This is a genomic window from Streptomyces sp. NPDC002868, from assembly GCF_055563295.1.
In genome coordinates this window covers 1011666-1022087 of sequence record NZ_JBVHDR010000002.1, presented here as the reverse complement: position 1 = coordinate 1022087, position 10422 = coordinate 1011666, and the positions used below count along the sequence as shown (strand labels likewise).

The window sequence follows — 10422 nt, the reverse complement described above, 5'->3', positions numbered from 1 at the left end:
GCCCCAGGGCTGGACCGCGCCGACGGGCTGTCGGTACGTGTGACCCCCGGACGGGCGTAGCGTTGCCGCTATGACTGCGTACGGATCCTTTCCCGGCGCGCGGCCGCGGCGGCTGCGCACGACCCCCGCGATGCGGCGCATGGTCGCCGAGACGCGGCTCCACCCCGCCGATCTGATCCTCCCCGCCTTCGTACGGGAAGGGATCAGCGAGCCCGTCGCCATCTCCGCGATGCCCGGCGTCGTGCAGCACACCCGCGACACCCTCCGTAAGGCCGCCGTCGAGGCGCGGGAGGCGGGCGTAGCCGGGATCATGATCTTCGGGGTGCCGGAGGACGCGAAGAAGGACGCGGCCGGGACGGCGGGAACGGACCCGGACGGGATTCTCCAGGTCGCGATTCGGGACGTGAAGTCCGAGGTCGGGGACGAGCTCGTGATCATGTCCGATCTGTGTCTCGACGAGTACACCGATCACGGTCACTGCGGGGTGCTCGATGCCGAGGGACGCGTCGACAACGACGCCACCCTTGAGCGGTACGCCGAGATGGCCCAGGTCCAGGCCGACGCCGGCGTCCATGTCGTCGGGCCCAGCGGGATGATGGACGGCCAGGTCGGCGTCATCCGCGATGCGCTGGACACCATCGGCAAGGAGGACGTGGCGATCCTGGCCTACACGGCCAAGTACTCGTCCGCTTTCTACGGGCCGTTCCGGGAGGCTGTCGGGTCCTCGCTCCGCGGTGACCGCAAGACGTACCAGCAGGACCCCGCCAATGTCCGCGAGTCCCTGCGGGAGTTGGCGCTGGACCTGGAAGAGGGCGCCGACATGGTGATGGTCAAGCCGGCGGGCCCGTATCTCGATGTGCTGGCGAAGGTCGCCGAGGCCGTGGACGTGCCGGTCGCCGCGTACCAGATCAGCGGTGAGTACGCGATGGTCGAGGCCGCGGCCGAGAAGGGCTGGATCGACCGGGACAAGGCGATCGCCGAGGCGCTGCTGGGTATCAAGCGCGCGGGCGCGAGCATGATCCTCACCTACTGGGCGACGGAGGTCGCGCAGGGGTTCGGCGCAGGTCGCTGACGAAGGAACTTTCCCGACGGCCCGGTGCGCGCACGCGCACCGGGCCGTCCGCTCTACCGGTCACGCGACGGCGTAGTCCCCGAGGGCCGGTTCGAGCATGTCGAAGGCGCGGGCAGCCTCGTCCGCGACGGCCTGGGCGATGTCGTCGTTGGTACGGCCCGCGAGGGTGAGCTCCTGGATACGCCGGAACAGCACCCGGTGCACCGCGCCGAGCAGGGCCGCGGCCGTACGCGGAGTGATGTCGGCGGTGGACGAACCGGTGGCCTGGGCCAGGGCGTCGGTGAGAGCCTCCTCGCGCCGGTCGTGCAGGCCGCGCAGACACACCGAGAGAGTCGGGCTGTCGTCGATCATGCGGGAGAAGTCCAGGCCGGCGAATCCCGCGACCGGGTTCTGCGCCGCGACGGCGGTCTCGAACGCGCGGCGCAGCGCCGTGAGGGCGGACTCTCCGGCACCCCGGGTCGCCACCGTGTGTGCCAGGCTCCCGACGAACTCCTCCTGGTGGTCCAGAGCCATGTCCTCCTTGTGCGGGAAGTAGTTGGTCACCGTCTTCTTGGCCACGCGCGCGGCGTCGGCGATCTGCGCGATGGTCGTCTCCTCGAAGCCCTGAGCGATGAAGAGCCGGGTGGCCTGGTCGGAGATCAGTTGCCGTGTCTCGCGCTTCTTGGACTCCCGCAGTCCGGTCGCCGGCTCGGCGGAGGCGGGGGCGTTCGTGCCCGCTGCTGTGCTCGTCTCGGTACTCATGGAGAAATCTTACATCGGTGGCAAATTTATGTTGACACCCGGGGTGCGTTGGATCTAAGTTTACGTCGAACGTAAGTTTCTCTCTCGAAGGGACGCCTCGTATGCAGCACGTCGACATCGCCAAGGCCCTCGCCGACCAGGCTGAGGCCGACAACCGCGCCGCTCGCCGGGGTTCAGGGCGACGGCAGCTCGCGCAGATCCCGCCCGCCCGCTTCCGGGACAACAACGTCCGCACACGCAACCTCCCGCGGCGCAGCTCGTACTGACCGCCGCCGAAGTCCCTGCCCCGTCAACTCCCCTTTGCGTGAAGGAGCCTGCCTTGCAGATCACCACTTCCACCGTCTCGCTCACCGTCGACGATGTGGCCGCTTCCCAGGCCTTCTTCACGACTCACCTCGGCTACCAGGAACAGGCCGTCGCCGAAGGCTTCGCCTCCCTCACGCGGCCCGACGCCGCGGTGGACATAGTCCTGCTGCGGCGCGGCATCGAGGTCCTGCCCGCGGATCAGCGCGACCGGCACGCCGGAGGTCTGATCCTCGCCTTCACCCTCACGGGGCTGGAGGCCGAGGAGAAACGGCTGCGTGCCGAGGGCGTCGAGATCACCATGCCGTTGCGCGAAGAGCCGTGGGGCGAACGCCTCTTCCAGGTCACCGACCCCAACGGACTGATCATCCAGTTCGTCGAATGGGTCACGCCCGCCGACGCTCAGGAGGAGAGCATGTGAGAGCCGCGCGATCACGCGGGCGTGAGCCGGGGGCCCGGCCCACGCCCGCGTGACCAACTCGGCTGTTCCTACGGCGCGTCGAGCACCGTGCCGGTCAGGACCGGGCCGTTCGGCTTGCCCTCGTCGTCGGTGGGCTGGAGGCCCACGTACTCCGTCGGCTCGGCCACCTGGTCGCGGACCGTGGGCACGGGCACCTCGGCGCTCGTCTTCCCGGCCGGTACCCCGGCCCCCACGTAGGCGTACTCCAGCTGGGACAGCGGCACTTCACCGTCCGGGACCTCGCCGAGCATGTCGAGCAGCCACTGCCGGTCGACGTCCTTGGTGGACAGCTCGGGGCGGCCCGGGACGGGGACGATCTGCAGCGTCTTCGTGATCTCCACGTCGGCGGGCGCGGACAGGGAGATCTGCCACTTGAGGGGCTGCCCCTCGGTCACCTTGTCGGCGACCGGCTTCACGGTGATCTCGGGCATCGGGTCGTCGTTCTCGGCGGTGACCCCGCCGGCGTGCGAGCCGACGACGGTTCCGCGGACCGCCTTCACGAGCACGTCGTGGGACACGTCCCAGGCGTACCGCTTGTTGCCCTTCACCTGCACCGACACGTCGATGCTGCTGCCACCGGGCCGCACTGTCACCAGCCGGTCCTTTGCCTTGCCGGTGGCCGGGTCGAGGACGTACAGCCGGACCGTGCCGCTGCCCTTCCCGGACACGCGGACGGGCACCCGGTACGTGTGGACGCCCGAGTCGCCCTCCTTGACCTTGAGGCGACCGATGTCGACACGGGTCAGGGAGGCTTCCTTCACGGCGGGGGTGCCGGGGCTCCACGCCCAGGCGTCCATCAGCCACGCCTGTCCGGAGCGGGTGCGCGGGGTCAGCTCCAGAGAGGCGATGTGGCGCAGGTCGAGGCCGGCGCCGGTGGCCGCGGTGAGCGGTACGCGCACCTCGCGCGCCCAGTAGGAGGCGGTGCGGTCGCTGCCCGGGAGGCCGTCCACCTGCACCCGACCGAGGTTCGCCCGCTTGCCGGAGGCGTCGGTGACGGACACGTCGAGCTGTGTGCCGGTGGAGTTCGGCGGCACGAAGACGCGCAGCGCGAGGCCCTTGGCGTCCTTGACGGAGAGCGGCTTCTCGGGGCGGACCTTCACCGCCGAGCCGGGCGCGGTCCAGCGCAGGGCCACCGCCCGGCGGCCCGTCTCGCGTTCCGGCTGCCAGTGCGCGAAGTGCGGCGAGCTGCCGCCCGCCGCTGCCTCCAGGCAGGCGGTGCGCGGGTCGGGATCGATCGCGGAGCACAGCCGTCCGCCGGTCACCTTCAGGGAGCCGTCCGGCAGGAACCCGGCGCCGCGGTTCGCGCCGATCGCGTGGGTCAGCACCCGCGCGGGATCTGCGGAGGGGGCCCGGCGGCCCGAGCCGTCGAGCAGTTCGCGCACCCGGTCGTCACCGGCGACGAACAGCCGGGCCGCGGCGGCGATGTAGGTGGCGCCGGCCCGGTGCTGCTGGTCGGCGGTCAGCCGGGTCGCGGTGCCCGGCGAGCACACCGGGTCCGGCTGCTCGGGGTCGGGGTAGAAGTCGTCGTCGGCGGGCGCCTGGGCCTGGCCCGGCGTCCACTCGCTGTTGAAGTAGTTGTGGTTGGCCCCGACCATGTAGACCGCGCTGTGTAGGGCCTTGCCCCGGCTGACCCCGCGGGTGCCGTCGGCGTACACCTGACCTTGGAGGTCGGAGACGTCGCCGTCGCAGCCCGGCAGGATCGTCAGCGACGGCACGTCCGGCACCGGGTTCTGGCCAAAGATCGTCGGCCCGATGAGCACGGTTCCGCGGATGTGCCAGCGCACCGCGCCCCGGTAGCCGTCCTGGGCGGGCGGGGGCGGGTACAGGCTGTCCATGGCGGCGCGGTTGACGCCCTCGCCGCCGCGCGAGTGGCCGACGAGCAGGACGCGGGACAGGTCGGCCTTCGGCGTCTTGCGTACGGCCGCGGGTGCCGCGGACGGCTTGGCGGCCCAGTCGGCCCAGCGGGCGAGGTGGCTGCGCACCAGGGAGGAGCGCGCCTGCGCGCCGCCGTCCTCGGCGGCTCCGTCCTGGCCGTTGATGCCGTTGGCGGAGATCGACACGGTCACATAGCCCTGGGAGGCCAGCAGTTCCTGGTCGCGCAGATAGCCCCGGTGGCTCGGGATCGGCTTGGCGCCCTTGGCGCAGGGCCAGTCGATGTTCACCTCCTCGCTGCCCGGGACGTAGCAGGTGGCATGCCGGCCGTGCAGGAACAGCGCGACCGGACGCTTGCCCTTGGCGTCCTTCGGTGCGACGACGACGCCGCGCATCTCGACGGGCGCGGAGAAGCCGGGCAGGCGGACCGGGTCGAGTGCGTACTCGCCGGTGACCGTGCGGTACGTGCCGGGCTTGCCCGGATCGACGGAGCCGGCCGGAAGCTTGGCAGGCGGTTTCGCGGCGGAAGGGGAGCGCCGGTCACGAGCGCCGTCGGCCTCCTGGTCCAGCCGCCGGCCGGCCGCCAGCACCTGAAGATCCGCCAGATCTGCTGTGCGCGCGTCGTCGAGTGGCAGCCGGAAGGTCCGGCCGTCCTTCTCCGGCTCGGGCACGCCGACCAGCTTCCCGTCGGCGTGGAACTCCACGCGCGCGTCGCCCGCCGGCACCGGGCGCGAGGAACGCCACTCCAGCGCGTGCTCCCCGTCGGTGTTCGTGATCCGCCAGCCGGGCGGCAGGTCATCCTCGTCATTCGCCGCCGTGGCGGGCCGGACGTCAGGTCGCTGCGGCTGGGCGTAAGCCACTGCCGGGGACACCCCCGCCACCGTGAGCACCGCTATCGCGGTGGCCCATATTCTTCGGGCTCGTATCAACGGTCTCTCCTCAACCCCCCGAGTGGGGCACCCGGTTCGGCCCGGGTGCCTCTTGATCCCGGAGGACGGGGAGAAGATCCTGTGGGTTGCCCAGGGGCACGTGAACAGGGAGTGGCCACGGTGACTCTGGCGCGAAATGGGGGTCACATGGCTGACCGCGGGCCGGGGGAGCGTTCTCCCCGGCCCGCGGTCTGTGTGGGGGTGGTGTCAGCAGTACAGGTTGGAACCTGTCGGCACGCCCAGGATCTGCGTGAACCGGGTGTAGTTGTTCACGCGGCTCTGTACCTGCGCCGGGTTCTTGCCGTCGCATTCGAGCGAGCCGTTGATGGAGCGGATGGTCTGGCCGAAGCCGGCCTGGTTGACCATCGCGTTGTGCGGGGTCATCGTGCCGGGACCGTTCTGGGTGTTCCAGTACCAGAGGCCGGTCTTCCAGGCGACCGCGGCGTCCTGCTCCACCCGCCAGGGGTTGTTGAGCAGGTCGATGCCGAGGGCGTCGCCCGCGGCCTTGTAGTTGAAGTTCCAGCTGAGCTGGATCGGCCCACGGCCGTAGTACGCAGCCTGGCCTGCCGGGCAGCCGTAGGGCTGGCTCCAGTCGCAGTAGTGCGGGTAGTTCGCCTGGTTCTGCTCCACGACGTGGACCAGACCGCCCGTCTCGTGCGAGACGTTGGCGAGGAAGGCCGCGGCCTCCTGCTTCTTGACCGTGTCACTGCCGGTGTTCGCGAAGCCCGGGTACGCGCTCAGCGCCGCGGTCAGACCGCTGTACGTGTAGAACGGATTCCGGCTCGGGAACATCTGGTTGAACTGCGACTCGCTCACCACGAAGCCGGACGGGGAGGGGTCCCCACCGCCGCTGCAGCTGTACGGGTCCCAGTACCAGGTACTGATGGTCGGGTCGTAGCCCGGGTTGTCGTGCTCGGCGATGTAGTACTTGCCGTCGGTGTATTTGACAACGTTGCCAGTGACATACCAGGCGCCCTGCTGCCAGTTGGACGCGGAGGTGCAGGCGTCCGCCGCGGCGGAGGGGGCTGCGGTTGCGGACGGTATGAGCCCGGCTGCGAGCCCGGCTCCGGCGACGAGAGCGACCAGCCATACCTTGATGCGACGTCTCAGCACTCGCTCACTCCTTCACAGCAACGGCGATGCCGTGGTGGGGGGTTGTGCCGCACACTCAAGCGCGCTGACGTGATCAAGTCAAGGTATAGACCAATGAGGATCTTGGTCTAGTCCAAAATTGAGGCTGTGAAAGCGGTCCAAGTGGCTGGATCCAGCGTGAGGATGGGGCCGTCGGGGTTCTTGGAGTCCCGGACGTGGACGGCGGCGGGGTGGGTGGCGACCTCGACGCAGTCGCCGCCTTGCTCGCTGCTGTACGTGGACTTGTGCCAGTCGTACGCGACTTCGAGGCACTCGCCGCCTTCGCTGCCGCTGTAGCTGGACTTGAACCACTCAAGCTCAGTGCTCATTACTCTCCTAGCAGCCGGTCCAACAGGCCCTTTGTCTCCTCGGGATTGAGGGCCTGAGTCCGCAGCATCGCATATTTCTGAGCGAGGATGCTGACCTCGTCCGGGTGGGAGATGAGCTGGCTGCCGCGCTGTGTCTCGGTGTAGGCCAGATGCTGATGGTCCGGTGTTTCCAGCAGGATGAACGGGCCGTCCAGAGCTGCATGGGTCTGTCTGTTGAGCGGCATGACCTGGATCGTGAAACCTGGGAGGTCGGCGCAGGTGCGGATGTGCCGCAGAGCCTCCTTGTACGTCTCGTTGCCGCCGAGGCGCGCCAGCACGATTGCTTCGGAGAGGATGAAGCTCGTGGTCGGCGGCACTTTGCGGCGCAGGATCTCCTGGCGCTCCATGCGGGCGGCGACAAAGGCGTTGATCTCCTCCTCGCTGAACGCGGGGACCCTGCTGCGAAAGACTGCACGGGCGTAGTTCTCCGTCTGAAGCAGGCCCGGCAGGACCTGGTTCGCGAAGAACGACAGCGCGATTGCGTCGCGTTCCAGGTCCATGTACTGCTCCGCCCATGACGGGATCAGATCGATCTCCGGCATGTTGGCGACCGCCGTCTCCAGTGCCTGCTTCGTCACCAGGATCCGGTCCATCAACTTGGCCAGATCAGGCTTGAGCGGGCGCCGGCCCTGCTCGATCGAGGCGATCGACTCGGTGGTCAGCGCGACTTGGGCTGCGAGCTCGCGCTGGGTCAGCCCGGCCGCCTCGCGAAATACAGCTACGAGTGCTCCGACCAGCCTCATTGCTGACGCGTTCTTACGTTGTCGCTTTCTGGGGTGCATGCTCGTCCAACTCCCCGTCCCTGACGCCGAGTCACGCGCCGAGGACTCGTACAAAAACTTTGTACGGGTGCGCGCACTGCATCACCGTAGTCACGGGGAGTGACGCTCGTCTCATGGATGACGTGATTCAACAGCCCTGTCTGCGCGAGCAGTTCTACCGACGCGAGCTGCGATCCGTGCCTGCCGCCAGGCAGTTCGTACGGGAGGCCGTCGCCGACTGGGGCCTCGGCGCTCGGCTCGGCGACGTGCTGCTCTGTGTGAGCGAACTGGCCACCAACGCGCTCGTGCACGGCGTACCGCCCGGCCGCGGCTATCAGCTGAAGCTATGGCTGCACGGGGACCGGCTGCTCCGTATCGAGGTGCACGACAGTGGCGACGGGCAGCCCGGGGTGCGGGAGCCGGACGGGGAGTCGGGGCGGGGGCTGATGCTCGTGGATGCGCTCGCCGACAAGTGGGGGGTCGGCGAGCGTGATCCGGGGAAGATCGTGTGGTGCGAGTTCGGACCTACTTCTTGAGAACGTCCGCGAGGCGGGACAGGCCGTCGGCCTCGTAGCCCTGCTCGATCGCGCGGTCCAGGATCGCCTGGAGCGGCTCGAAGAATTCCGTGCTGACTCCCTGGTCGCGGAAGGTGTTCAGGAGGTTGGGGAAGGCGGCCTGGCTCACGGCGAGGCTGGAGACATCCGTCAGGTGCTGTCCCGAGTCGATCGCCTTGCCCAGCTCCGGCGCGCCCGAGAGCATCGCGCTGATCCAGGGGACCAGGAGCTCGGAGAATTCGGTGGCCGGGATGTTCTCCGTACGCACGAGTGCGAAGGCCTGCAGGACGCCCATGAACATCCCGTACATGCCGGTCAGCAGCGCCAGGTCGTGCAGGGCCGCGAGGCCCGGGTCGGTGCCGGTCCACTTGGTGCCGCCGAGGGCGGCGAGGGTGGGGCGGTGGGTCTCGTAGGCCTGCTCGTCGCCGCTGTAGAGGACGTACGCGTGCGGGCCCGCGATCATCTGCGGAACGGCCATGATGCCGCCGTCGATGTAGTGGGCGCCGTGCTTGGTGGCCCAGGCGGCCAGGTCGCGGGCCTGGGCCGGGGTGCCGTTGGTGAGGTTGACCAGGGTCTTGCCGGCGACGGCTTCGGGGAGGGTGGCGAACAGCTCCTCGACGTTGTCGTTGGTCAGCAGGCAGAAGACGACGAGCGGGCTGTCGGCCACCGCCTCGGCGGCGGTCCTCGCGGGGAGCGCACCCTGGGCGACCAGCGGGCCGGTCTTGGCGGGGGAGCGGTTCCAGACGGTGACGGGGTGTCCGGCCTTCAGGAACGCGGCGGCGAGGGCCGTGCCCATCATTCCGAGGCCGAGTACGGAGACGGGGGGCTTGTTCTCGGGCATGACGAGGTTCCTCCGGAAGGAAGGGAAGGAGAGGAAAGGAAGGGAATGCGGTGCGGGATCGCTTCTGATCCTTGCCGCGCGGCGAAAAGGGAACAAGTACCGACTATTAAGTCGGGTACTCACCAGCTGGTAAGTGATGGATCTGGTAAGTGCTGTGGTGATCTCCGGCCGGGCGGCGCACTCTGGAAGGAGTACCGCTGGAGGTGATCCGCCATGAAGACACTCGTCGGATGGCACATCGAGATGGAGTTCCAGGAGGACGGCGACCGGACGAGAGCGGCCGCCATGGTGAGGCTCGGTGACGGCACGGAAATGCGCGGGCACGGCAATGCCCAGCGCCACCATTCCGACCCGGAGCAGCTGCGTGTGGGCGAGGAGATCTCGGGCGCACGGGCGCTCATGGACCTCGCCTCGCAAATGCTGCAGAAGGCCCACACGGAGATCGATGAAGCATCGGGCAGAACGTCCCGCCCGCTGATGTGACTGGAATGCGGTGACAGCCCCCGCCGGGGATCCGGTGGGGGCTGTCGCGTGGTGTGCGTCAGTACATCGTGTGCGTCAGTACGTGAGCGCGTCGGACATGCTGCTCTGCCAGTAGCTGACGGCCGCGGTGTCGTCGATGTACGTGTCCGCGGGGAGGGAGAGCACGTGGGGGGTGCCGATAGAGCCTGAGCCGTCGCGCGGGGCGAACATCACGGCGAGGGTCTTTGCCGTACCCCCGTTCTCGCCGCTGCCGTCGGCGGAGGCCAGCAGGATCGAGGCGTAAGCGGACTGCCTGGGGGCGATGGTGACGACCGCCTGCGGCTTGCTCTCGTCCATGATCTGGGTGGCCGCCTGGCCGTCGTCGAATCGGAGGAGCGGGGCGTGGTAGGCGTTGCACGCCTTGGAGCCGGTGTTGGTGACGGTGAGCAGCAGGTGGTTGATGGGGCGGCTCACCTTGCTGACGGTGACCTTGGTGTTCGCGCCGGTGCAGGCGGTGGTGACGGGGCCGCTGCCATCGCCGGTCTTTCCGTTGCCCTTGGGGGTGGGGTTGGTGTCCGCCGTGGGCTGCTTGGTCTTGTCCGCGGCCGGGGTTTTGGCGTCGGTCGTGGGCCCGGTCTTGCCGGCCGCGGGGGCGCTCGTGGACGGGGCCGACGCGCTGGGCTTCTTTCCGTCGTCGTCGGAGGACTGGCACGCGGTCAGTGAGAGGGCGGCCAGCAGAGCGGTGGCGGCTACGGCGGCGTTGCGCATGGTGTTCGGTTCTCCCCGTGTGGACGGTCTGTAGGTCAGAAGTGGCATCAGAAGTGGCAGATGAGGGTCGTGACGATCGCGATCGCCGCGATCAGTACGAGTACCGCCACGGCATCAGTGAGGCTGTCGCGGATACGGCTTCGCATTGATCACAGGCTGG

12 protein-coding genes are annotated in these 10422 nt (G+C 69.0%); 5 read left to right on the top strand and 7 right to left on the bottom strand.

Annotated elements, in window-relative coordinates; translation table 11 throughout:
• Window positions 1–70: 70 nt before the first annotated feature.
• Window positions 71–1072 (top strand): porphobilinogen synthase, encoded by a 1002-nt coding sequence (hemB, locus tag ACZ3H8_RS10685; RefSeq protein ID WP_467399878.1) that lies wholly within the window; start codon window positions 71–73, stop codon window positions 1070–1072.
• 60 nt (window positions 1073–1132) lie between these two features.
• Here the strand turns inward: hemB and ACZ3H8_RS10680 are convergent, their stop codons facing one another.
• The gene (locus ACZ3H8_RS10680; protein ID WP_467399875.1) at window positions 1133–1813 is read right to left on the bottom strand and encodes a TetR/AcrR family transcriptional regulator; all 681 of its coding nucleotides are present in this window, start codon (window positions 1811–1813) and stop codon (window positions 1133–1135) included.
• A 101-nt stretch (window positions 1814–1914) separates the two neighbouring features.
• Between ACZ3H8_RS10680 and ACZ3H8_RS10675 the strand changes: the two genes are divergently transcribed.
• Window positions 1915–2079 carry a hypothetical protein gene (locus tag ACZ3H8_RS10675; RefSeq protein WP_467399873.1) on the top strand — a complete coding sequence of 55 codons (165 nt, stop codon included), beginning with the start codon at window positions 1915–1917 and terminating at the stop codon, window positions 2077–2079.
• Window positions 2080–2132: 53 nt separating this feature from the next.
• Entirely contained in the window at window positions 2133–2537 is a 405-nt protein-coding gene (locus tag ACZ3H8_RS10670; protein ID WP_307661831.1) for a VOC family protein, read from the top strand.
• Window positions 2538–2605: 68 nt separating this feature from the next.
• Here ACZ3H8_RS10670 and ACZ3H8_RS10665 read toward each other — a convergent pair whose 3' ends face one another.
• The 4 genes from ACZ3H8_RS10665 to ACZ3H8_RS10650 all read right to left on the bottom strand — a co-directional run bounded on the left by ACZ3H8_RS10665 (window position 2606) and on the right by ACZ3H8_RS10650 (window position 7619).
• Entirely contained in the window at window positions 2606–5377 is a 2772-nt protein-coding gene (locus ACZ3H8_RS10665) for an alpha/beta hydrolase family protein (RefSeq protein ID WP_467399869.1), read from the bottom strand.
• Between the two features lie 207 nt (window positions 5378–5584).
• Window positions 5585–6490: a chitinase gene (locus ACZ3H8_RS10660; protein WP_467399867.1), complete on the bottom strand. Its 906-nt coding sequence runs from the start codon at window positions 6488–6490 to the stop codon at window positions 5585–5587.
• Window positions 6491–6597: 107 nt separating this feature from the next.
• Complete coding sequence (locus ACZ3H8_RS10655; protein ID WP_467399864.1) at window positions 6598–6837, bottom strand: DUF397 domain-containing protein; 240 nt, start codon at window positions 6835–6837, stop codon at window positions 6598–6600.
• A complete protein-coding gene (locus tag ACZ3H8_RS10650) occupies window positions 6837–7619 on the bottom strand; it encodes a helix-turn-helix domain-containing protein (protein WP_467399861.1) in 783 nt (260 codons plus the stop codon). Before ACZ3H8_RS10650 ends, ACZ3H8_RS10655 begins: the two co-directional genes overlap by 1 nt.
• Before the next feature lie 152 nt (window positions 7620–7771).
• Between ACZ3H8_RS10650 and ACZ3H8_RS10645 the strand changes: the two genes are divergently transcribed.
• A complete protein-coding gene (locus ACZ3H8_RS10645; protein WP_467399859.1) occupies window positions 7772–8173 on the top strand; it encodes an ATP-binding protein in 402 nt (133 codons plus the stop codon).
• On the opposite strand, the gene ACZ3H8_RS10640 is transcribed toward ACZ3H8_RS10645, so the two are convergent.
• Window positions 8163–9032: an NAD(P)-dependent oxidoreductase gene (locus tag ACZ3H8_RS10640; protein WP_467399857.1), complete on the bottom strand. Its 870-nt coding sequence runs from the start codon at window positions 9030–9032 to the stop codon at window positions 8163–8165. The genes ACZ3H8_RS10645 and ACZ3H8_RS10640 overlap by 11 nt on opposite strands.
• Window positions 9033–9245: 213 nt before the next feature.
• Here ACZ3H8_RS10640 and ACZ3H8_RS10635 point away from each other — a divergent pair, with 213 nt between their 5' ends.
• Window positions 9246–9515: a DUF1876 domain-containing protein gene (locus ACZ3H8_RS10635; RefSeq protein ID WP_307661823.1), complete on the top strand. Its 270-nt coding sequence runs from the start codon at window positions 9246–9248 to the stop codon at window positions 9513–9515.
• Between the two features lie 75 nt (window positions 9516–9590).
• On the opposite strand, the gene ACZ3H8_RS10630 is transcribed toward ACZ3H8_RS10635, so the two are convergent.
• Window positions 9591–10262, bottom strand: a complete 672-nt coding sequence (locus tag ACZ3H8_RS10630; RefSeq protein ID WP_467399854.1) for a DUF4232 domain-containing protein — start codon at window positions 10260–10262, stop codon at window positions 9591–9593.
• Between the last annotated feature and the right edge of the window lie 160 nt (window positions 10263–10422).